Origin of the sequence: Streptomyces sp. HNM0575, from assembly GCF_012726265.1 — a bacterium.
Taxonomy (GTDB): domain Bacteria; phylum Actinomycetota; class Actinomycetes; order Streptomycetales; family Streptomycetaceae; genus Streptomyces.
On the sequence record NZ_JAASAG010000006.1, the window covers coordinates 195,810 to 216,531 of the forward strand.

17 protein-coding genes and 1 pseudogene are annotated in these 20,722 nt (G+C 72.8%); 11 read left to right on the top strand and 7 right to left on the bottom strand.

The genetic code is table 11. From position 1 onward, the window contains the following. Positions 1-81: 81 nt before the first annotated feature. Positions 82-1,182 (bottom strand): citrate synthase 2, encoded by a 1,101-nt coding sequence (locus HCC61_RS16415; protein ID WP_169136205.1) that lies wholly within the window; start codon positions 1,180-1,182, stop codon positions 82-84. Positions 1,183-1,727: 545 nt separating this feature from the next. Here HCC61_RS16415 and pdxH point away from each other — a divergent pair. Continuing rightward, the gene (pdxH, locus tag HCC61_RS16420; protein WP_169136406.1) at positions 1,728-2,360 is read left to right on the top strand and encodes a pyridoxamine 5'-phosphate oxidase; all 633 of its coding nucleotides are present in this window, start codon (positions 1,728-1,730) and stop codon (positions 2,358-2,360) included. Between the two features lie 489 nt (positions 2,361-2,849). Continuing rightward, the gene (locus HCC61_RS16425; RefSeq protein WP_169136206.1) at positions 2,850-4,511 is read left to right on the top strand and encodes a PAS domain-containing protein; all 1,662 of its coding nucleotides are present in this window, start codon (positions 2,850-2,852) and stop codon (positions 4,509-4,511) included. A gap of 54 nt (positions 4,512-4,565) precedes the next feature. Here the strand turns inward: HCC61_RS16425 and HCC61_RS16430 are convergent, their stop codons facing one another. Then, the gene (locus tag HCC61_RS16430) at positions 4,566-5,318 is read right to left on the bottom strand and encodes an SIS domain-containing protein (protein WP_169136207.1); all 753 of its coding nucleotides are present in this window, start codon (positions 5,316-5,318) and stop codon (positions 4,566-4,568) included. Positions 5,319-5,516: 198 nt separating this feature from the next. Here HCC61_RS16430 and HCC61_RS16435 point away from each other — a divergent pair, with 198 nt between their 5' ends. The 6 genes from HCC61_RS16435 (at position 5,517) to purU (ending at position 13,637) form a co-directional block, all read left to right on the top strand. Further along, a complete protein-coding gene (locus tag HCC61_RS16435) occupies positions 5,517-6,212 on the top strand; it encodes a metal-dependent transcriptional regulator (protein ID WP_169136208.1) in 696 nt (231 codons plus the stop codon). A gap of 1,110 nt (positions 6,213-7,322) precedes the next feature. Further along, positions 7,323-8,258, top strand: a complete 936-nt coding sequence (locus tag HCC61_RS16440) for an alpha/beta hydrolase (protein WP_169136407.1) — start codon at positions 7,323-7,325, stop codon at positions 8,256-8,258. A 253-nt stretch (positions 8,259-8,511) separates the two neighbouring features. After that, entirely contained in the window at positions 8,512-9,900 is a 1,389-nt protein-coding gene (locus HCC61_RS16445) for a transcriptional regulator (RefSeq protein ID WP_169136209.1), read from the top strand. A gap of 139 nt (positions 9,901-10,039) precedes the next feature. After that, positions 10,040-11,890 (top strand): hypothetical protein, encoded by a 1,851-nt coding sequence (locus HCC61_RS16450; RefSeq protein WP_206322583.1) that lies wholly within the window; start codon positions 10,040-10,042, stop codon positions 11,888-11,890. Between the two features lie 198 nt (positions 11,891-12,088). Continuing rightward, the gene (locus HCC61_RS16455) at positions 12,089-12,535 is read left to right on the top strand and encodes a hypothetical protein (RefSeq protein WP_169136409.1); all 447 of its coding nucleotides are present in this window, start codon (positions 12,089-12,091) and stop codon (positions 12,533-12,535) included. 139 nt (positions 12,536-12,674) lie between these two features. After that, on the top strand, positions 12,675-13,637 hold the full coding sequence (gene purU, locus HCC61_RS16460; protein WP_169136210.1) for a formyltetrahydrofolate deformylase: 963 nt from the start codon (positions 12,675-12,677) through the stop codon (positions 13,635-13,637). Positions 13,638-13,769: 132 nt separating this feature from the next. Here the strand turns inward: purU and HCC61_RS16465 are convergent, their stop codons facing one another. Both HCC61_RS16465 and HCC61_RS16470 read right to left on the bottom strand, forming a co-directional pair. Beyond that, positions 13,770-15,152, bottom strand: coding sequence for a zf-HC2 domain-containing protein (locus HCC61_RS16465; protein WP_169136211.1), 1,383 nt, complete (start codon positions 15,150-15,152; stop codon positions 13,770-13,772). Further along, positions 15,149-15,841, bottom strand: a complete 693-nt coding sequence (locus tag HCC61_RS16470; RefSeq protein WP_169136212.1) for a sigma-70 family RNA polymerase sigma factor — start codon at positions 15,839-15,841, stop codon at positions 15,149-15,151. The genes HCC61_RS16465 and HCC61_RS16470 overlap by 4 nt, the downstream gene beginning before the upstream one ends. Positions 15,842-16,259: 418 nt before the next feature. Here HCC61_RS16470 and HCC61_RS16475 point away from each other — a divergent pair, with 418 nt between their 5' ends. Both HCC61_RS16475 and HCC61_RS16480 read left to right on the top strand, forming a co-directional pair. Further along, on the top strand, positions 16,260-16,637 hold the full coding sequence (locus tag HCC61_RS16475; RefSeq protein ID WP_169136213.1) for an STAS domain-containing protein: 378 nt from the start codon (positions 16,260-16,262) through the stop codon (positions 16,635-16,637). A 275-nt stretch (positions 16,638-16,912) separates the two neighbouring features. Continuing rightward, a complete protein-coding gene (locus HCC61_RS16480; RefSeq protein WP_169136214.1) occupies positions 16,913-17,404 on the top strand; it encodes an ATP-binding protein in 492 nt (163 codons plus the stop codon). A 15-nt stretch (positions 17,405-17,419) separates the two neighbouring features. Here HCC61_RS16480 and HCC61_RS16485 read toward each other — a convergent pair whose 3' ends face one another. Then, positions 17,420-18,649 (bottom strand): helix-turn-helix domain-containing protein, encoded by a 1,230-nt coding sequence (locus HCC61_RS16485; protein WP_169136215.1) that lies wholly within the window; start codon positions 18,647-18,649, stop codon positions 17,420-17,422. Positions 18,650-18,893: 244 nt separating this feature from the next. Here HCC61_RS16485 and HCC61_RS16490 point away from each other — a divergent pair, with 244 nt between their 5' ends. Beyond that, entirely contained in the window at positions 18,894-20,138 is a 1,245-nt protein-coding gene (locus HCC61_RS16490) for an MFS transporter (protein WP_240969066.1), read from the top strand. Positions 20,139-20,210: 72 nt separating this feature from the next. Here the strand turns inward: HCC61_RS16490 and HCC61_RS16495 are convergent. Together HCC61_RS16495 and HCC61_RS16500 are read right to left on the bottom strand one after the other, a co-directional pair. Next, positions 20,211-20,501 (bottom strand): annotated as a pseudogene (locus tag HCC61_RS16495) (helix-turn-helix domain-containing protein); the annotation flags it as partial. Continuing rightward, the gene (locus tag HCC61_RS16500; protein WP_169136071.1) at positions 20,453-20,674 is read right to left on the bottom strand and encodes a hypothetical protein; all 222 of its coding nucleotides are present in this window, start codon (positions 20,672-20,674) and stop codon (positions 20,453-20,455) included. The pseudogene HCC61_RS16495 and the gene HCC61_RS16500, both read right to left, overlap by 49 nt. Positions 20,675-20,722: the final 48 nt, after the last annotated feature.

Consider the following 20,722-nt stretch of genomic DNA (forward strand, 5'->3'; position numbering starts at 1 on the left):
ACCCCGGCCCACTTGGCCCCGCACGCCCGCACGGCACCGCCCGCTCGCCCGGCCCCGTCTACATGCACGCGCCCGACTCGCTCAGTGGTGCGCCTCGCCGTACCCGTCGACCTCTCGCGGATCACGCGGCCCCGGCCCGACATAACGCGCCGACGGCCGCACCAGCCGCCCCGTCCGCTTCTGCTCCAGTACGTGCGCGGCCCAGCCCGCCGTACGGGCACAGGTGAACATCGACGTGAACATGCTCGCCGGCACCTCCGCGAAGTCCAGGACGATGGCGGCCCAGAACTCCACGTTCGTCGCCAGCACCCGGTCCGGACGGCGCTGGTGCAGCTCCGCCAGCGCCGCACGCTCCAGCGCTTCCGCGACCTCGTAGCGCGGCGCGCCCAGTTCCCTGGCCGTACGGCGCAGCACGCGAGCCCGCGGGTCCTCCGCCCGGTAGACCCGGTGCCCGAAGCCCATCAGGCGCTCACCGCGGTCGAGTTGGCGCTTGACGAAGCCCTCGGCGTCCCCGGTGCGCTCGATCTCCTCGATCATGCCGAGCACCCGCGAGGGGGCACCGCCGTGCAGCGGGCCCGACATGGCGCCGACCGCTCCGGAGAGCGCGGCCGAGACGTCGGCACCGGTGGAGGCGATGACGCGGGCGGTGAAGGTGGAGGCGTTCATGCCGTGTTCGGCGGCCGAGGTCCAGTAGGCGTCGACGGCGGCGACGTGCTTCGGATCCGGGTCGCCGCGCCAGCGCCGCATGAAGCGCTCGACGACGGTCTCCGCCTTGTCGATCTCCTGCTGCGGCACCATCGGCACGCCCGGTCCGCGCGCGGACTGCGCCACGTACGACAGCGCCATGACGGCCGCGCGGGCCAGGTCCTCGCGCGCCTGCCGCTCGTCTATGTCGAGCAGCGGCTTCAGACCCCACACGGGAGCGAGCATCGCCAGCGCCGACTGGACGTCGACGCGGATGTCGCCGGAGTGCACGGGGATCGGGAACGGCTCGGCGGGCGGCAGGCCCGGGTTGAAGCCCCCGTCGACGAGCAGGCCCCATACGTTCCCGAACGAGACGTGCCCCACGAGGTCTTCGATGTCCACACCGCGGTAGCGAAGGGCGCCGCCCTCCTTGTCGGGTTCGGCGATCTCCGTCTCGAACGCGACGACTCCTTCGAGTCCGGGTACGAAGTCGGACATCAGGCGGCTCCTCATGAGGTTGTCGGCCGGCGCGTGCTCGTCGTGGGGGCGCGGCGTGGCCGGGTCGGTGTTCGGGCCGGGCGTGGACGCGAAGGTTCCACCGCCGCCGTGCGGCTGGCGGACCGTTACGCCGTGACCCGTTCCACGTCACATTGTGCTCGTCGCCCTGCCCGCGTCGCCGCGGTCACGTCGTCCGGTCCACGCACTCGTTCCAGGGCCTGCCCCGTGCGCGGCCCGGTCATCCCCGCCCGCCGGTGGTCGGCCGTACGCGGGCGGCCCGGGTCCGGCACCGGTACCGGCCTGCAACTCCGTTGTGCACAGGCCGCGGTGACCCGGCAGACGATTCTGCGGTTTCGCCGCACGCACCGGCATCCGTGTGCGGGGTGAGATCAGGCACACGGACGCGGCGGCGGATGATGTTGCAAGATGAACGCGTGCCCGACGCCGATGAAGAAGCCGCCCGCAACGCCCCGCGCGCGCCCCGCGAGGACGCCACCGCGGACGTCGAGGACCTCGTGCCCGTCACCGTCCTCGACCCCGCGGCCATGCGCGCCCGCTACCGCGCACAGGGGCTCTCCGAGCAGGAACTGACGCCCGACCCCTACGGCCAGTTCGCGCGCTGGTTCGCCGACGCCGCGGCGAGCGGACTCCACGAGCCGAACGCGATGATCGTCTCCACCGCCGCGCCCGACGGACGGCCCAGTTCCCGCACGGTGCTGATGAAGCAGTACGACGAGCGCGGCTTCGTCTTCTTCACCAACTACGGCTCCCGCAAGGGCCGCGAGCTGGACGCCAATCCGTACGCGTCGCTGCTCTTCCCCTGGCACCCCATCGCCCGGCAGATCATCGTCTCCGGCACGGCCGAGCGGATCGGCCGGGACGAGACCGCCGCCTACTTCCGCACCCGCCCGCACGGCTCGCAGCTGGGCGCGTGGGCGAGCGAGCAGTCCTCGACGGTGGCCTCACGGGCGGAACTGGACCGGCTCTACGCAGGGCTCGCCGAGCGCTACCCCGAGGGCGAGGACGTGCCGGCGCCGCCGGGCTGGGGCGGCTTCCGGGTCCGCGCGGACTCCGTGGAGTTCTGGCAGGGCCGGGAGAACCGGCTGCACGACCGGCTGCGCTATGTCCGTACGGGCGAGGGCTCCGCGGACTGGACGGTCGAGCGGCTCTGCCCCTGAGCCGGAACGCGGCGGTCCGCCCCGACCGCGGTGGCGGTCCGCCGGGACGGCACCGGCGGCGGACATGCGGAACTTGCAGAACGTGCGGACAAGCGGAACGTGCGGACATGCGGAACGTGCGGATGTGCGGACATGCAGACGGCCCGCGGGCTGCTCCGCTCGCCGTGGCGAACGGCGCCGGTCGGACGAGTCCGACGAGCCCGCGGGCCGGGTGACTGCATTGAGATTGGCCGGCGATACCGGCGTCACACTGTGGCGTCGGCGCTAGGCCGCAGCCACCTCACGCGTCCGGGAAAGCTTCATCTACCGGATCACCTCCTTTCTCGTGTACGCAGCACGCTAGGCAGCGCCGGAGGGACCCCGCAAGCGATTTCGGGGGCGCAACGATTTCGCCGAACACCGTGTGCCCTGCGTCACGTTCCAGTTGAATGATCCGTACGCGCAGCAGCAGGCGGCAGTCGTACGGCGCGTTCAGCTGGGGGTGCTTAGGTGTCCGCTCGATCCAGGACCCACGCCGCTTCGTCGTCCGAAGGCGACGACAGGCACGGGCCCGACGACGAACTGCTGCTCGCCGCGCTGCTGGACGGCATGGACGCCGCGCTGTGCGCCTTCGACGCCGACGGCGTCGTCACCCACTGGAACCGCGAGGCGGAGCGCCTGCTCGGCTGGAGCCAGGAGGAGGCCGTCGGACGGCGGGGACTGGCGGGCTGGGCGCTGCGCGAGGCCGACGCCGAGCAGGTGCAGGCGCGCCTCCTCGCGGCGATGCACTCCCCCGGTCGTCAGGTGCACGAGTTCGCGCTGCTGACGAAGGACGGCGGGCGGCTCCTCGTACGCACCCAGGCGTCCGGGGTCGCCGCGGCCGACGGCCGTCCCATGGGCGTCTACTGCGCCTTCAGCGAGGTGCACGCGCAGATCGACCTGGAGCGCTCCATCGCGCTCAGCGAGTGCCTCTTCGAGGACGCCACGTGGGGCGTGGTGCTCGTCGACGCGGACCTGCGCCCGGCCGTGGTGAACGTGTCGGCCGCCGGCGCCTTCCGCGTCTCGCGCGCCGCCATGCTCGGACGTCCGCTGGGCGAACTCATCGACCAGGGCGTCGAGGAGCTGGAGGGCGCGCTCCAGCACGTGCTGGCCGACGGCCCGCCCGTCGCTCCGGCCGAGATCTGGGTGACGCTGCGCTCGGGACGCCGTACGGACGGGAGCGCGCCCGGCGCAGGCGCCACGGGCGCGGTCGCCGCGGTGGGAGAGGCCAGCGGCCCGGCCCGCCGGTGCTGGCGCAGCGGCTTCCTCCGCCTGTCGTCGCCGCTGGCGGAGGCGCCGGTGCCGCTCGGCGTCGCCTGGCTCTTCCAGGACGTCACCGAGTCCAAGCGCCAGGAGCAGGAGACCGACCGGCTGCGCTTCCGGGACAACCAGCTGCACCGTGCGGCGCGTGCCGCCGCCGAGTGCGAGAAGCCGATGGAGGCGGCGACGGTCCACCTCGACTTCGCCCTCGCCGGCTTCGCCGATCACGCCCTGCTCGATCTGGCGCTGCCCGCCGGTGACCGCGGGGACTCCGGCCGCGACGCCTTCGGCGGCGACGGCGGTGCAGAGGGCGACGGCGGCCACCGCGACGACGGTCACGGCCTCGACGCGGACGGTCAGGGCGCGAGCCCCCGCCTGGTGCGCGTCGCGTCCACCCCGGCGGCGGGACCGGGCCCGTCGCCGTCGCTCCCCCAGGGCATCGCGGGGAGCACCGGCTCCGGTATCCCGGGGGTGCCCGGCGTTCCCGGCGTCCCGGGCGGCATCCCCGTCGGCTATCCGGAGGGGCATCCGGCACACCAGGCGTACGCGCGCTGCGGTTCGGTGCGGGCCAGCGTCGGCGGCGTCGCGGCCACCGGCGGGGCGGGCAGCAGCGTGATCGACGGGTGGGCCGCCGCCCGCAAGTGGCCGGAGGGCACGGTCCACGGGCTGTGCACGGTGCTGCGCAGCCGCGGCCGCACGCTCGGCGTGGTCACCTTCCTGCGGGGCTCCAGCCGCCGCTCCTTCGACCGCACGGACGCGGCGTACGCGGAGGACATCGCCGTACGCATCGCCGCCGCCGTCGACATGGCGCAGATGGCGGGCGCGGCGCAGGCGGCGGGCGCCGCGGGCCCCGCGGGCGCGGGCCAGCGGTAGAGCGGATCAGGGCTGGACCAGGGCAGCGGTGGACCGGGTCAGCGCTGGACCGGGTCAGCGGTAGAAGATGCGGTCCGCGTAGCGCTCCATGACGGTGTCGTTCCATGCGAGTCCGCCGTCGACGTTCCCGGAGCGCAGCAGCGGCGGTTCGATGCCGCGGGAGACCAGCTCCCCGGCGGCCGTGGCGACCACGGCCTGCATCAGCGCACTGGTGATCACCGTCGACGCGGGAGCGAACGGCGCGGGCACGCCGTCAGTCGTCAACTCCGCGTCCCCCACGGGGATTCCGCTGTCGAGCACCACGTCGCAGTGGTCCTTGAGGAAGGTGCCGCTGGAGTGCCGCGACGTCGTCTCGTGCGCGTATGCGACGGATGTCACGCCGACGACCTTGATCCCGAGGCTGCGCGCGTGCGACGCCATCTCGACGGGCAGGGCGTTGCGGCCGGAGAGGGAGATGACGAAGAGCAGATCGCCCTCGCGCAGGGGACCGGTGTCGAGCACGGCGGACGCGAGCCCGTCCACGCGCTCCAGGGCGCTGCCGAGCGTGGCGGGGCGCACGTCGACACCGACCGCGCCGGGCACCGTGAGCAGGTTCATCACGGCGAGGCCGCCCGCGCGGTAGACGACGTCCTGGGCGGGCAGCGAGGAGTGCCCGGCGCCGAAGGCGAAGATCCGGCCGCCTTCCTCGATCGTGTCGGCCACCAGCCCGCCCGCGGCGGCGATGTCCTCCCCGGCGGCGTCCCTGACCTGCTGGAGCAGGGAGATCGCGGCGTCGAAGAAGCCGTTCGCCAGCGTGTGGTCGCTCATGCCGCAGGTCCCCCCGGGTCTCGTCGTACGCGTCGGAGGCCGCCGCCCGCGGACGCAGCCGGGCATCAGGCCGTGATCACGGTAGAGGTCTGGACCAGTCCTCTGTCAAGGGCGCAATCGGTACGAGGGGGAACGCTTGTCGGTCCCATGGGTCAGAATTGGAGAAGGGCCACGGCCGGCACGACGACGAGGGGCATCATGTCCGGACTGATCGACACCACGGAGATGTATCTCCGCACCATTCTCGAGCTCGAAGAGGAAGGCGTCGTCCCCATGCGTGCCCGTATCGCCGAGCGGCTCGATCAGAGCGGGCCCACGGTGAGCCAGACCGTTGCGCGCATGGAGCGGGACGGCCTGGTGAAGGTCGCGGGCGACCGTCATCTGGAGCTGACCGGCGAGGGCCGCCGGCTCGCCACGCGCGTGATGCGCAAGCACAGGCTGGCCGAGTGCCTGCTGGTCGACGTGATCGGCCTGGAGTGGGAGCAGGTGCACGCGGAGGCGTGCCGCTGGGAGCACGTGATGAGCGAGGCGGTCGAGCGCCGCGTCCTCGAACTCCTGCGCCACCCCACGGAGTCGCCGTACGGAAACCCCATCCCCGGTCTCGAAGAGCTGGGCGAGCAGGCGGAGGCCGAGTCGTTCCTGGACGACGGGATGGTCAGCCTGACGGACCTGGGGGCGGACGGCGACGCGAAGACCGTCGTCGTGCGCCGCATCGGCGAACCGATCCAGATGGACTCGCAGTTGATGTACACGCTGCGGCGCGCGGGAGTGCAGCCGGGCGCGGTGGTCAGCGTCAACGCCGGGGCGACGGGCGGCGTCCAGATCGGCAGCAGCGGCGAGGCGGCCGAGCTGGACTCGGACATCGCGGCCCACGTCTTCGTGGCCCGCCGCTGACCGCTCACCCGGCGGCCCGGCCGGTGTGAACCGGCGGTTCGCGGTTCTGCGCTTGGCGCCTGGCGGCGCCGGTGTTCCGCGGCGCAGCGGTGCGGCTGTTTCCAACGCCCCTGCGCCGCACCGCTGTTGGGGACGTGCGCGGCCGATCGTGCCCCGGGCGCTTGGCCGCACCGCTGCCTGGGGCGCGCACGCGCGTCCGTACGTCGCGTGGCCGGGCGCTTGGCGCCGTGGCCCCCCGGGTTGAACCGGTCCAACTGCCTTGTAAGCGGGCGGTGTTGAGGCCGGTGCGGGCCCGTGGGCCAGCCGTGCTTCGCCCCGCCGTGCATGCGGGGGCGCTCGCCCCGGTGGCCGCTCCGTGACGGGACCGCTCGGGGCTCCACGGGGCCCGTGCGGCGTGTGGAGCGTGCGCGCCGTCGGTGGGTTCACCCGCCGTGCGGCGGTCCCGCTCCGGCGCGCGCCGAGCGCGCGTTCAGCGGCGCGCGAGTTGAAAAAGATTCCGCCGGAATCTTGATGCTCCGTCAGCAGGTCAGCCACATCTGGGCCTCTCGGGTTCGCCCGAGCTGAAAGCGGAACATCTTCCCAAAGGGTCTTGCGGGTACGAAAGTTACGGTAGACCGAGTGCCCGGCCACACGGCGTGCGACGCTGAGGCCACGTGTGTACGGGCGGAGGGGAGCCGTCGATGGATCGCGGTGAGCGCGCTGTGCGGGCCGAGCGGGCCGGCGATGCGGGAGACGGGACGTCACACAGACCGGTGACGGCCCACAGACCCGAACCGCCCCGAGCCGTCGCGTACTTGGCGTGTCCGAGGTCCCGGCTCAGGTCCGGGCCCGTCGGTGGCGGCCCTCCCGTACGGCATGGCCTACCGCATGACAAGGGCCCCGGCGCCGTCGGCGGCCGGGGCCCCGCCTCCCCTTTTTCCCCTGAGGCGACCCAGAGCCCCGAGCTCCCGGGGTCAGCCCTCCTCCCGGTAGCTGTCTTTCCACGCCCCCGGCGATCAACCCTTGGGAACAGTCACTCGAAAGTAGGGGTTTCCACTGGACTGCGGCGCGTTCGAATAGAAGTTCGATAGCGTGGAGGAGCGTTCAGAAGGAATGGGGGTGCCGGAGCGTATGGTGCGACGGCTCGACGTGACTGGACCGGACGGAGTCCGGCTCGCGGCATGGGAGTTCTCCGACATGCCCAAGTGCGGCCCGGAGGCGGGCCCCGCCGACGGCGCCCAGGAGACCGGGCCCTTAACGCGTTCGAAGGGTGTGCTGCTGCTGCACGGCCTGATGGGGCGCGCCTCCCACTGGGCCGACACTGCCCGCTGGCTGTCGGGCCGCTATCGCGCGGTGGGCCTCGACCAGCGCGGCCACGGCCGCAGCGCGAAACCCGCCGGCGGCGGGCCCGGCGACGACGGGGAGCATCAGGACCCGTACGCGCGCGAGAAGTTCGTCGCCGACGCCGAGTCGGCCATCGAGCAGCTGGGGCTCGCGCCCGTGGCGCTCATCGGCCACTCCATGGGCGCCCTCACGGCCTGGCAGCTCGCCGCGAAGCGGCCCGACCTCGTACACGCGCTGATCATCTGCGACATGAAGGCGTCGGCGCTCGGGGAGCAGTCGCAGCGCGAGTGGGAGGAGTGGTTCAAGTCGTGGCCCGTGCCGTTCGCGACGCTCGCCGACGTACGCAGATGGTTCGGCGAGGACGACCCCTCTCTGGAGCGGCCGACGCCTTCGCGGGGCGACTTCTTCGCCGAGGTGATGACCGAGCGGGACGACGGCTGGTGGCCGGTCTTCTCCCGGCGGCAGATGCTCGGCGTGCGTGAGGCGTGGGTGCACGACGCGCACTGGGACGAGCTGGCGCGGGTGGTCTGCCCGACGCTGGTCGTACGGGGCATCGAAGGCGAACTGGGCCGCGCGGAGGCGCAGGAGATGGTGCGCGTGCTGCCGCGCGGCATCTACGCGGAGGTGCCGGACGCGGGTCATCTGATGCATCTCGACCAGCCGGCGGACTGGCGCCGCGTGGTCGAACCGTTCCTTCAGGCGGTGCTCCCGGCGGACGGCTGATCCCGGCGGGCGCCGCCGCCCGACGCGCCGCCGCCCCGACCCGCACCGAGGCCGGAAGGGCACCGAGAGGACCCCGACCGTGCCGGTGCCCAGGGAGGGCGCACGGGGGCACAGCAGGGGGCGCACACGCAACAGGCACCGCGTGGCGGGTACTTGCACACTGCGGTGCGCCGTCTTCCGAGCGGTGCGTCCGGCTGAGACACGGGCACATGTCCCTGGCAGTGGTCATCCGATGTCGTCCCGAGGGGGATACATGGCCGCCCGGCCTCTCGTCGCCCGGCAGCCCAACGAGAAGCTTCAGGCGCTCCTCCAGGAAGCCGAATGCTCGAACGCCGGGCTCGCCCGCCGCGTCAATCTCTGCGGGCTGGAACACGGGCTCGACCTGCGTTACGACAAGACGTCCGTCGCGCGCTGGCTGCGCGGGCAGCAGCCGCGCGGCCGCGCTCCCGCCATCATCTCCGAGGCCCTCGGCCGCAAGCTGGGGCGCTCGGTCACGCTGGACGAGATCGGGATGGCCGACGCCAAGAACCAGGCCATGGGCGTCGGTCTGCACTTCGCCCCGACCGTCGCCGGAGCCGTGGAGCAGGCCTGCGAGCTGTGGCGCAGCGACATCGGACGGCGCGGCGTCTTCGGCGGTGCGACGGTCGTCTCCTCCGCGCTCGTCGAACCCAGCCGCGACTGGCTGATCACGCCGCCGGACGGCCAGGTGGCGCGCAACGCGGGCCCGCGGGTGGGCATGCCGGACGTGGCGGCCGTGCGCGCGACCACGGAATCGCTCTCGCAGCTCGACCACCGTTTCGGCGGCGGACATGTGCGCCCCGTCGTCGTGCACTACCTCAACAGCGTGGTCTCCGGGCTGCTCACGGGCTCCTACAGGGAACCGGTGGGGCGCGCGCTGTTCGGTGCCGCCGCCCGGCTCACCGAACTCGCGGGCTACATGGCGGTCGACACCGGCCAGACCGGCCTGGCGCAGCGGCACTTCATCCAGGCGCTGCGGCTGGCGCAGGCTGCCGGGGACCGTGCGTACGGCGGTTACGTGCTGGCCGCGAGCATGAGCCACCTGACGGCCTCCCTCGGAAACCCGCGCGAGGCCGCCCAGTTGGCGCGGGCGGCGCAGGAGGGCGCGCGGGGGCACGCGACTCCGCGCACCGAGGCGATGTTCTGCGCGGCCGAGGCACGCGGCCATGCGCTGCTGGGCGACGTACGGGCGTGCCACGAGGCGGCGGGCCGTGCACGGTCGGCGATGGAGCGTGCGGCCGCGCGCTCCCCGGAGGAGGACCCGGTCTGGATCGCGCACTTCGACCGTGCCTATCTCGCCGACGAGTTGGCCCACTGCCACCGCGATCTGGGACGCCCTCGGGAGGCGGCGGAGCAGGCGGGCGAATCGCTTGCCGGACATCCGGAGAGCCGGGTGCGGCGCAGGGCCATCGGCACGTTCCTGCTGGCGTCCGCGCAGCTTCAGAAACGTGAGCTTGAACACGCATGCCAAACCGGGGCGAAAGCCGTGGAGTTGCTGTCGGTTCTCCGCTCGGGGCGCGGTATCGAGTACCTGGAGGACTTCCGTCGCCGACTTGTGCCTTTTGTGAAGGAGCCGGTCGTACGAGATTTCACAGCGCGTCTCGACGTCTCGCCCGCCCTCTAAGTGCCTTGATGCACCGGTTTGTTCCATATCTGAGGTGAAGGGTTGGTGTCGCCGCATCAGGTGCGTGGTCGCTCCTTGTGGGCACCCGGTAGCGTGACCCGTCGGTTCTGGCAGTCGGTTGATCGATCGAGGAGACCCGGTGACAGCGCACAGTGGACAGGGCGACCCGCCCCTCTACGAGGGTGTCGTGCTGCCGGCGAACGGCGATCCGTGGACTCCCGAGCAGCAGCGCGAGGTCGCTCATACGCATCGGCAGCCGGCCGCCGGGCAGCCGTGGGGCCAGCCCTGGGGCCCGGACTCGCAGGCCGCGATGACCAACGGGATCGGCGCCGCGGCGCCTCCGCTGCCCCCGCCGCCGGACCAGCCCCTGCCGCCCGAGCAGCCTCAGGCTCCGGGCCTGCCGCCGCAGCAGCAAGCCGCTCAGCAGTATCCGTCCCAACCGCATTCGTCCCAGCAGTTCCCGCCCGCCGGGTACGGCGAGGAGGCGGCGGCCCCCGCGGGCGGAAGACACGGGGCGGCCCCCGCGCCGCCTCCGGTCCCGCCCTCCGCCGAGATGCCGCTGCCGCCCGTGCAGCCGCCTTCGTCCGAGGGCGGTGGACTGCCCCCGGTGCAGGCGCCGCAGGGCGCCCAGGCGTACTACGGCGGCACTCAGCCGTCCGCGCAGCAGCAGCCTCCGCAACCGCCGCAGCACGAGCCCCATCAGCCGCATCAGCCGCATCAGCTGCCGCCGCAACAGCCGCCCGGCGCGCAGCAGTTCGCCCAGGGCGCCGACGCGCCGCCGATGTCCTCCGACGCCACCCAGTACATGCCGCCGATCACCGGTGCGCCGCCCGTCCACGGGCAGTACCAGCCGGGCGGCCAGGCCCCGCCCGTGGCGCCCGTCGGGGACGCCGACGCCACTCAGATGCTGCCGCCGCAGACCGGTCAGGCGCCGGTGCACGACCCCGAGTCGACGGCGCAGCTCCGTACGCCGCTGCCGCCCGAGTCGTCCGCCGGCGGCCACGGTGGTCAGAACGGCCAGAACGGCGTGGGCGGCCAGCCCCACCAGCAGCCCCAGCCACCGGCCGGGTTCGAGAGCCTCTTCCGCTCCGAGCCGGGTTCGGGTCCCGGCGCGCCCAACGGCGCCTCCGGCGAGCCCGGTTCGACACAGAGCCTGCCGATCTTCGACCGTGCGGCGGCCCGTCAGCGCAGCGGCGGTGTCGGCGGCCTCGGCACCGCACCGGGGCAGCCCGGCCCCGGCGGCCCGGCGGGCGGTCCTCCCGGTGCGCCGGGTGCGTCCGGCCCGTACGGACCGTACGGCCAGGGCGGGCAGCCCGGCGAGATGCTGCCGCAGGGCCGTGCCGCCCGCCGCAACGCCGAGCGGAGCGCGATGTCCCGTATGTCGCCCGGCATCCTCATCGGCATCGGCGTGGCCCTCGTCGCCGGCGTGGGCATGGTGGCCGGTGCCGCGATGAGCGGCGACAACGAGAAGGACGCGAAGCCGAAGAGCAAGTCCTCCGCGGCGGCCGCCGATCAGCGGGCCGGGAACGCCGACGCCGTACGGGCGCAGGCCAAGGAGCTCGACAAGCTGCTCGACGACAGCAACAACAGCCGTGCGGCGGTGATCCGTTCGGTCGAGAGCATCAAGAGGTGCAAGAAGCTCGGCCAGGCCGCGCACGATCTGCGTGCGGCGGCGGGGCAGCGCAACAGCCTGGTGGCGCGCCTCGGGAAGCTGGAGACCGACAAGATCCCGGCCCAGGACAAGCTGAAGTCCTCGCTGACGCGTGCCTGGAAGGCCTCCGCGTCGGCCGACGACCACTACGCGGCCTGGGCCGACCAGACCGCGGGCAAGAAGGGCTGCCGCAAGGGCAAGGCCCGTCCGACCGCACACGTCGGCCTCGGCGCGCGCGCCAGCGGTGAGGCGACGGCCGCCAAGAAGCAGGCGGAGGCGCTGTGGAATCCCACGGCGAAGAAGTACGGGCTGAAGCAGCGGCAGGTCGGGCAGCTCTGACCCGCACCGAAGTCCGGTCCGTGCGCCGGTACTTCGGATCCCTCGCCGGGCGGCGGTCGTGCCCCTGGCACGGGCCGCGGTCGGAGGCCCGCGAAGGGGAACGTATGGTCGGGAACCATGCAGCAAGCACCCGTGAAGCGGCCTTCCGCGGAGCGAGATCCGGCGAGGGCTTCCCGTCGCACCCCCCGTTCCACCAACATGGGCTCCATGCCCGTCCATGACATGCCTTGGTGGCGCTGGCGCAGCAACGTGCGCTCGGCGCTGCACATGCTCTCCGATCCCGCCTTCCAGCAGGAGTGCTGGGCGACGGGCCGCCCCGGCTACGGCGACGTCACCGACGCCGTGTACCGCCTGGTCGAGGACACCTGGCTGGACAACTGGTCCGCCGAGAAGTACGTCGGCACGATCTTCCGCGACTCGCAGGAGGCCGCCCTCGTCGACACCGCCGTGCTGCGGGTGCTGCGCATAATGCACCAGGTCGGAGCCGACGCCCCGGTCGCCTCGTACATGGAGCACCACGGCTGGTCCGAGGCGGTGCGCGCGGCGCGTGACGCACACGTGCGGCTCGCGACCAACGACGCGGAGGACCCGGACGAGCCGCCCCGCTCGCTCGACGTACTGGCGATCATGTTGCACTCCGTCTGAGCGGCCGCATCCGCGGAGGACACCCGCGCCACTCGCGGAGCCGGCCGCGGAATACCTGCGGAGCCACTTGCGGAGCCGGCCGTTCCGCGGATGCCGGGGCCGGTCGGGAGGCCCCTCAGGGCTGTGCAAGGCTTGACCCATGAGCCAGCCGCACGACGCCGCCGACAGCCCGCAGCACACCACCGCCCGCCCCGGCGAAGGTCCGGCGGGCCGGGCGCGGGACGGCGGCGGTGCGCCCGGCGAGCGCGCGCAGTACGTGCTGACGCTCTCCTGCCCGGACCGGCAGGGCATCGTGCACGCCGTGTCGAGCTATCTCTTCATGACGGGCTGCAACATCGAGGACAGCCGGCAGTTCGGCGACCACGACACCGGCCTGTTCTTCATGCGGGTCCACTTCTCGGCGGACCCCGGCGTGACGGTCGAGAAGCTGCGTGCGAGCTTCTCGGCGGTCGGCGACTCCTTCCACATGGACTGGGCGGTGCACAGCGGCGGGGAGCGCATGCGCGTCGTCCTCATGGTCAGCCGCTTCGGCCACTGCCTCAACGACCTGCTCTTCCGCTCGCGCAGCGGCGCCCTGCCCGTCGATATCGCCGCGGTCGTCTCCAACCACACCGACTTCCAGGACCTGGCCGGCTCGTACGGCGTCCCCTTCCACCACATCCAGGTCGCGAAGGGGAGCGAGGAGAGCAAGCAGGAGGCCGAGGCCAGGCTGCTGAAGCTGATCGAGGACGAGAACGTCGAACTGGTCGTGCTGGCCCGCTACATGCAGGTCCTCTCCGACAACCTGTGCAAGCAGCTCCCCGGCCGGATCATCAACATCCACCACTCGTTCCTGCCGAGCTTCAAGGGCGCACGGCCGTACCACCAGGCGCACGCCCGGGGCGTCAAGCTGATCGGTGCCACGGCGCACTATGTGACCGCGGAGCTCGACGAGGGGCCGATCATCGAGCAGGAGGTCGAGCGCGTCGGGCACGAGGCGTCGCCGGAGCAACTCGTCGCCGTGGGCCGCGACGTCGAGTGCCAGGCGCTCGCGCGGGCGGTCAAGTGGCACAGCGAGCACCGCGTGCTCCTGAACGGTCACCGCACGGTCGTCTTCGCCTGACCCGCCCACCGGCGTCACAACCGGCGGCGCCTGTCTCGGTATCCGCTTCTGTCTCCGCCCCGGCCGCATACGTGCGGCTGCGTCTGTGACGGGCGCCCGTGCCAGGGACGGCGACCGCCTCCGGGACGGCGGCTACATCCGGGACAGGGACGCCGCGGCGAACAGCACGTCGCGCACCGCCTCGCGGTCGCCGTCCTGCCCCGCCGCCGTGTCCAGCGGCGGTACGTGACCGGCCACGAGCTGGCAGAACTCATAGCGGTCCAGGGCCACATGAGCGACCGCGTCCTCCGGGCGCACCGCCGCCGCGGGCGAGTCCAGCGGGATGTACCAGTCGCCTCCGCCGTCGCCCTCCACCTCCAGGTGCAGCGCGCGTCCCGGTGCCCCGGCCGTGGTCAGGCGCCGCGGCGCACCCGCGAGTCCCGTACGGCGGCGCCAGGCGATCGTGCCGGGCAGCAGCCGCGCCGCCAGGTCGACCATGTGGTGCATGTGCTCGCCCTGCGGCGCGGTGTACGGGTAGTCGATGGCCTCCGCGATGTCCTCGGCGTGCATCCAGCACTCGAAGGCGCGGTCGAGCAGTGCGTCGCGCACGGGGAGCGTGAAGTCGCCGTAGTCGACGCCGAGTCCGGCGACGCCGCTGCCCGCGAAGGAGACCGTACGGACCATGGCGCGGCCCTGCTCCCGCCACGGCTCGCGGGCCGAGGACGTACGCAGCACGTCACCGTCGGAGCGCCAGCACTCCTCGGTGCGGGAGGCGAGCCCGCGTGCCGCCGCGTCGGTGCCGGCCGTGGACGCCGGATCCTCCGCTGTCGCGCCCGCGGGCTCCGGCCCCGGCAACGTCCCCTCTGCGGGCGCCAACGTCCCCTCTGCGGGCGGGTGTTCGGCCTCCGGCAGCTCGGCGACGGCTCTCGCCGCACGGGAGTCCAGCGGATCGGGCAGCCCCAGCGACGACGCCACGAGCCCGTCCACGGCGAGGAGATGGGCGATGACGCCGCCGACCGTGGTCTCGCGCTCCGCCTGCCGCCGCCCGTCGAACCAGCGCAGCAGCACCGGCGCCAGCCACTCGGCGCCCTGCATGTCGCGCAGCAGCGCGTCCAGCCGGGACGACTCCGCGTCGTACGGCGCGGCCCATTCGGGGACCGGTATGCGCGGCGCGCGCCGCACCATGCAGCCGTTCAGCACCTGTGAGCGAAGCGTGGGGTCGAGGTCCAGGCTGTCCTCGGGGTGCAGCAGCCCGACGGCGTCCCGCAGCCGCAGCGCCTCGTCGGCGCACGTGCCGCAGTCGCTCAGGTGCGCCTCGACGGCGGCGGTCTCCTCAAGGGAGCAGGCCGCCAGCGCCCAGGCGCCGAGCAGGGACTTCAGCAGTCGGTGGTCGTACTGCTCGCCCGACTCCCGGGCGGGCGCGTCCTGTTCGGCGCCGGGCGCTCCCGGCGCCTCCTGCGTTCCGCCGCGGCCTCCCGAACCGCCTTCCCCCGCAAAGCCGTCGCCGCCCGTGAACGGTGCCTCCGGGCCCGTCACCGCGTGTGCCCGTGACCGCTCGGCCGCACCGGCTCGGTGCGTCTCGTCGCGGAGGACAGCAGCTGGAGCCCCAGCCGCAGCCGCCGCCGGGCCTCGTCCTCCGTGACGCCCAACTGCCGTGCGGTCTGGCGGTAGTCGCGCCGCTGGAAGTACGTCAGCTCCAGCGCGGCGCGCAGCGACGACGGCATGGAGGTGACGATGTAGTCCGCGCGGGCGGCGGTGGAGGCGGCACGGACCTTCTCCTCGATCGCCTCCAACTGCTCGCGCCGCTCCGCCGGTTCGGCCCCGTCCGGCGGTGCGGTCCCGTCCGCCGGCCCGGGTCCCGGGGGCGAACTCTGGGACTCCGCCTGTGAATCCGGCTGCGACTCCGCCCGTGAATCCGCCTGCCCCGTCCCTTCGGCACGGTGCCGTCTGCGCAGCCGCTCGGTCGCGATCTCCTGAGTGATGTCCGCTATCCAGGAACGCATGAGGCCTTTCTTGGGGTCGTAGTCGTGCGGGTGTTCCCAGATATGGCCGAAAACTTCGCGTGTGGCATGGTCGGTTGCCGTCTCGTCGTCGAGCACGCGGTGGGCGAGGCTGTGCACGAGCGAAGCGAAACGGTCGTACAACTCGCCCAGGGCGGCGGCCTCACCACGTGCGAGTCGCTGCTGCATCCTCCGGTCCCAGCGCTGCGGTGTCTCGTTCGCCATCGTGACTCCCAGCCGAATCCGTGCCGCTCGTGACCCTGCCGGCCGCCGTCCCGCCGGCCTTCCGTCGTGTTCCCGGCGGGATTCCGTTCGCAACCCGGCACGTCGAATGTAGTGCGAGGGGCTGACAACGCACGCCTCTTTACGGCAATGTGCCTCCAGTGCTGATCGCTGATGGTGTCGATCCCGTCACGTTGCGATATTGCTCAGACAGTGCCGGGCCGCGATCACACCTGAAATTGCCAGGGAGTTATGCGGGTATGACTGCGAACATTCCGGGGGAGGAGCGGCCTGCGTGCGCATAGGCTCTGGTGACTGGCTCGTTTTGACCGTGGGGGGCCGGGCAGCCGCACAGGGAAGGAACCATTCCGGTAAGCGCAGGGCCCAGGCAGGTGTAGTCGAGCGAAGGGGATGCGAGGACGTGTCGTTGAAGGTCTCCGAGGAGGAGCGAGGGGAGTGGGCCGTTCTCCGGGTCTCCGGGGAGATGGATCTGGTCACCTCACCCGCCGTACGGCAGCACGTGCACGACGCGGTCGCCGAAGGGCGGCGCAGTCTTGTCCTCGATCTTTCGGAAGTGCTCTTCTGTGATTCCAGCGGCGTCGGCGTCCTGATCGCGTCAAGACGGCTGATGCGTTCCTGCGCAGGGCAGTTGCGGCTGATCCTGCCCGCACAGGGCGCCGAGGACGGCTCTCATGTGAACCGTGTGCTGGCGGCACTCGGCGTGCGCCGCCTCTTCGACTGCTATCCGGACCTGCCCAGCGCCACTCAGCAGGCCGCCGCCGGGCCGCTGTCGGCCTGACGCATCCGCTTTCCGCGCGGTCTTCCGCGCGGCTCTCCGCCGTACGGCCCCTGCTCCGGTTCCTGCCGCCGCGCCGCGCCCTGCCGCGTGAATTCCCGCGCACCTTCCGCGCGATGCCGCGCAGTATGCAGTATCGCTACTCCTTTGCGCCGGAATATGCCTGAAGCGCTTGTTGCCCCAACTATGCGTCAATCATGCTGTTCTCCACGGGGTCACGATCCGTGTCCTCATGACGACGCGAGGCGATGTGCTTGCCAGTACGGACGGTGTCAGCGGTGCGGGTGCTTCAAATGCAGTTGGAGATCGGGGCGGATCCGGCCGAGGTGGGACGCGCACGCAGGTGGGTCAGGGCGCGGCTCGCCGACTGCGGTATCGGCGGTGACGAGGCGCTCGCGGAGACGCTGCTGCTCCTGGTCTCGGAGCTGGTGACCAACGCCGTCGTGCACGCAGGCACTCCGTCCGTGCTCCGGGTGCTGCTGCCGGGCCGTCAGATTCCGGGAGCGGTGCGCGTCGAGGTCGCGGACATGAGCACCTGCCCGCCCCGTAAGCGCCATGCGTACGGCGAGGACACCGGCGGCCGCGGCCTGGAGCTGGTCTCGGGTCTCGCGGACCGCTGGGGCTGGCAGCGTGAGGGCTTAGGCAAGCGGATCTGGTGCGAACTGGACGGCGCGGCCGCCGGTCCGGCGGGCCAGGCGGCGGGATGCGAAGCCGCGGGACGCGAATCGTTCTCCGCGGTGGGCGGCCCGAACGGGCCCGTACCCGCGTAAGGGTCGGGCGCGTTCTCAGGCGGCGTTCTCACCGGCCGGTATGTTCGTCGCGTCTCCGGCACCGCCCTTGCCGTCGCCCGCATCGATGGCCCCGCCCGCGTCCTCTCGCGCGCCGTCACCGGCCTCCGCCCGTACCGTACGGACCCGGAACGTGCGCCGGTACGAGCTGGGCGAGACCCCCAACGCCGCCTGGAAATGCAGCCGCAGCGACGAAGCCGAGCCGAAGCCCGCGTCCCGCGCGACCCTTTCCACGGGCAGGGCGCTGTCCTCCAGCAACTGCCGTGCCCGCTCGACGCGTTGCCGGGTGAGCCACACCTGCGGGCTCATCCCGGTCTCGTCGCGGAAGCGCCGCGTGAACGTCCGTACGCTCATGGCCTCCTGCTCCGCCAACTCCCGCAGGCCGATGGGCAGTTCCAGATTGCGCAGCGCCCAGGCGCGCGCGGTGCCGGTGGTGTGGACGCCCGGCTGCGGCACGGGCCGCTCGATGAACTGGGCCTGGCCGCCGTCCCGGTGGGGCGGTACGAGGGTGCGCCGCGCGACGGAGTTGGCGACGGCCGCGCCGAAGTCCTCGCGGACCATGTGCAGGCACAGGTCGATGCCGGAGGCGACGCCCGCCGACGTCAGCACGTCGCCGTCCGCGACATAGAGCACGTCCGGATCGACCCGTACTTGCGGATGCAGCCGCTGAAGGCGCTCGCAGGAGGTCCAGTGCGTCGTGGCGCGGCGCCCGTCGAGCAGCCCCGCGGCGGCCAGTACGAAGGCTCCCGTGCAGATCGACGCGATGCGCGTGCCCGGCCGGATCAGCGACAGGGCGCCGGCCAGGGACGGCTCCAGGCCGCCGCCGGAGTACGGCTCGTCCAACTCGTGCGACGCGGGCACGATCACCGTGTCCGCCTCCGCCAGGGCCTCGGGGCCGTGTGCGACGTCGACGGTGAAGTCCGCGTCGGTACGGACCGGTCCCGGCGTCACGGCACAGGTGACGACCTCGTACAGCGCCGCACCGTGCTCGTCCCAGGAACGGCCGAACACGCGGTGGGGGATGCCGAGTTCGATGGGCAGCAGGCCGTGCCGTACGAGCACGGCGACACGGTGCCGCCCGGGGCGGCGGAAGACGGCGCCCGAGGTGGCTTCCGCGCTCGGCGCGCCTTCGGTGGCGCGGGCCTCGGGTGCCGGGGCGGTCGCGCCGGTTGCGCCGGTCGCTTCGGGCCCGTCGGTCGTGGTGGTCGTGGCCGTCGTCGCGGTCATGGCCCGATCCTCGCACAACATGGCTTCCGGGCCACTCGTACGACCACGGCCCCCGGCGGAGGCTGATGCCGTGAGCGAACCAGCGACCGAAGACGCACGCGAAGAAGCCGACGGCCCGATCGGGCACGGCTCCACCGGTACCGGCACCTCCGCCCCCTCCGGCACCTCCGCCCCCTCCGGCGTCCGCGCCCCGGCCGCGGCGGCACCGCCCGCGCCCGCACCGCCCGCGCCCCGGCCTCCGCGCATGCGCCTCCCGCGCGTGCATCGCGCCTGGTGGGTGGCCGCCGTGTCGTTCGTCGCGCTCGTCGGCGCGGCGGGCTTCCGTGCGACGCCCAGCGTGTTCATCGATCCGCTGCACGCCGAGTTCGGCTGGTCGCACGGCACCGTCTCCGCCGCCGTCTCCGTCAACGTCCTTCTCTACGGCCTCACTTCGCCCTTCTCCGCCGCCCTCATGGAGCGCTACGGCATCCGCCGCATCGTCTCCGGGGCGCTCTTCCTGATCGCCGCCGGCAGCGGCCTGACCGTCTTCATGGACGCCACCTGGCAGCTCGTCCTCTGCTGGGGCTTCCTCGTCGGCCTCGGCACCGGATCGATGGCGCTGGCCTTCGCAGCGACCGTCTCCGGTCGATGGTTCATCGCTCGCCGCGGCCTGGTCAGCGGCATCCTCACGGCGGGCGGCGCCGCAGGCCAGCTGGTCTTCCTGCCGCTCGTGGCGCTGCTGGTGGAGGGTCCGGGCTGGCGTACGGCCTCGCTCACCGTGGCCTTCGCCGCCCTCGCGGTGGTGCCGCTGGTCCTGTTCGTGCTGCGCGACCGCCCGGAGGACGCCGGGCTGCTCCCGTACGGCGCCGGACCGGACTACGTCACGCCGCCGCCCGCCCCGCCGGGAGCCGCGAGGCGCGCGCTGCGCTCGCTGTACGCCGCGGCACGCACCAGGGTGTTCTGGCTGCTCGCCGGCACCTTCGCGGTGTGCGGGGCGTCCACGAACGGTCTGGTCGGCGTGCACTTCGTACCCGCGGCGCACGACCACGGCATGCCCGTGCCCGCCGCCGCGTCGCTGCTCGCCGTGATCGGCGTCTTCGACCTGGTGGGCACGGTCGCCTCCGGCTGGTTCACCGACCGCTTCGACGCGCGCAGGCTGCTGGCCGTCTACTACGCGCTGCGCGGGCTGTCGCTGCTCTTCCTGCCGATGCTCTTCGCGCAGAGCGTGCGCCCCTCGATGCTGTTCTTCATCGTCTTCTACGGCCTCGACTGGGTCGCCACCGTCCCGCCCACGATCGCCCTGTGCAGGCGGCACTTCGGCGACGAAGGCCCGATCGTCTTCGGCTGGGTACTCGCCTCGCACCAGGTCGGCGCCTCGGTCGTCGCGTATCTGACGGGCCTCGCAAGGGACGCCTTCGGCAGCTACGACGTCGCCTGGATCGCGTCCGGCGCGCTGTGCGGCACGGCCGCGCTGATGGCCCTGGTGATACGGGCGCCCGGCCGGACGTAGGCGAAGCCGGGGCCCTGTCCGGTCAGTTCGCTGCCCGCGACCGGCGTTCAGTTGCGCACCGCTTCGCGGCGTTCAGTTCCGCACCGGGCCGCGGAACGCCGCACGGTAGCTCCGCGGCGTGACCCCGAGCGCCGCCTGCATGTGCTGCCGCAGTGACGCGCCCGTACCGAAGCCGCAGCGCGCCGCGACGGAGTCCACCGGCATGTCCGTATCCTCCAGCAACTGCCGTGCCCGCTCGATGCGTTGACGCGTCAGCCACTGACCCGGCGTGAGCCCTGTCTCCTCGCGGAAGCGCCGCGTGAACGTCCGTACGCTCATCGACTCCCGCTGCGCCAGCTCCCGCAGCGCCAGCGGACGGTCCAGCCGCCCGGCCTCCGCGCGGCGCCGAACATCTGGTGTACGAGGCCCGGTTCGAGCGGCATCACGCCGGGCCGCACCAGCACGGCGACGCGATGGCGTCCGTCGCCGCGGAACGGCCCGGCGGCGTCCGTCGCCGCGGCGGAAGCGGACGGTGAGGGGCTCGCTGCGGCGGTCATGGCCAGATTCTTCCAGACGTTGTCCATCCGGCCACTCGTCCGTGAGCC

Excerpts from the sequence above, each read along its gene's own strand:
- HCC61_RS16415 (WP_169136205.1), bottom strand. The coding sequence starts at position 1,182 with ATGTCCGACTTCGTACCCGGACTCGAAGGAGTCGTCGCGTTCGAGACG.
- HCC61_RS16470 (WP_169136212.1), bottom strand. The coding sequence starts at position 15,841 with ATGGCGAACGAGACACCGCAGCGCTGGGACCGGAGGATGCAGCAGCGA.
- HCC61_RS16485 (WP_169136215.1), bottom strand. The coding sequence starts at position 18,649 with ATGACCGCGACGACGGCCACGACCACCACGACCGACGGGCCCGAAGCG.
- HCC61_RS16445 (WP_169136209.1), top strand. The coding sequence starts at position 8,512 with ATGGCCGCCCGGCCTCTCGTCGCCCGGCAGCCCAACGAGAAGCTTCAG.
- pdxH (WP_169136406.1), top strand. The coding sequence starts at position 1,728 with ATGCGCGCCCGCTACCGCGCACAGGGGCTCTCCGAGCAGGAACTGACG.
- HCC61_RS16435 (WP_169136208.1), top strand. The coding sequence starts at position 5,517 with ATGTCCGGACTGATCGACACCACGGAGATGTATCTCCGCACCATTCTC.
- HCC61_RS16490 (WP_240969066.1), top strand. The coding sequence starts at position 18,894 with ATGCGCCTCCCGCGCGTGCATCGCGCCTGGTGGGTGGCCGCCGTGTCG.
- HCC61_RS16500 (WP_169136071.1), bottom strand. The coding sequence starts at position 20,674 with ATGACCGCCGCAGCGAGCCCCTCACCGTCCGCTTCCGCCGCGGCGACG.
- HCC61_RS16440 (WP_169136407.1), top strand. The coding sequence starts at position 7,323 with ATGGTGCGACGGCTCGACGTGACTGGACCGGACGGAGTCCGGCTCGCG.
- HCC61_RS16455 (WP_169136409.1), top strand. The coding sequence starts at position 12,089 with ATGGGCTCCATGCCCGTCCATGACATGCCTTGGTGGCGCTGGCGCAGC.
- HCC61_RS16430 (WP_169136207.1), bottom strand. The coding sequence starts at position 5,318 with ATGAGCGACCACACGCTGGCGAACGGCTTCTTCGACGCCGCGATCTCC.
- purU (WP_169136210.1), top strand. The coding sequence starts at position 12,675 with ATGAGCCAGCCGCACGACGCCGCCGACAGCCCGCAGCACACCACCGCC.